General features: G+C 56.8%; 1 protein-coding gene. It reads left to right on the forward strand.

From position 1 onward, the window contains the following. On the forward strand, positions 1 to 276 hold a 276-nt coding region (locus ALO43_RS00525; protein WP_157062256.1), incomplete at its 5' end, for a CopG family ribbon-helix-helix protein. Positions 277 to 301 lie beyond the last annotated feature (25 nt).

A 301-nucleotide genomic window follows, 5' to 3' on the forward strand; every position in this document is an offset into this window, starting at 1 on the left:
ACATTTACGTTCCGGGTGGATGGAGTACTGAAAGACGAGTTTTCTACAGCCGCCAAGGCCCGCGACCGCAGCAGCGCGCAGCTCCTGCGGGACTTCATGCGCGAGTTCGTACAGACGCAGCGCGAAGCGTCCGAACATGAGGCTTGGTTCCGCGAGCAAGTTCAGATCGGCTTGAATTCAGCTAATGCTGGTCACCTAACTTCGGCGACCGAGGTTGAAACCAAGTTTGCGCTTAAGCGGGCAGCTACACGTCGCCGGCTTGAGGCATCCAATTGATGAAACTGTTTTGGACACCCGAGGC

The organism is Pseudomonas tremae (genome assembly GCF_001401155.1).
GTDB lineage: Bacteria > Pseudomonadota > Gammaproteobacteria > Pseudomonadales > Pseudomonadaceae > Aquipseudomonas > Aquipseudomonas tremae.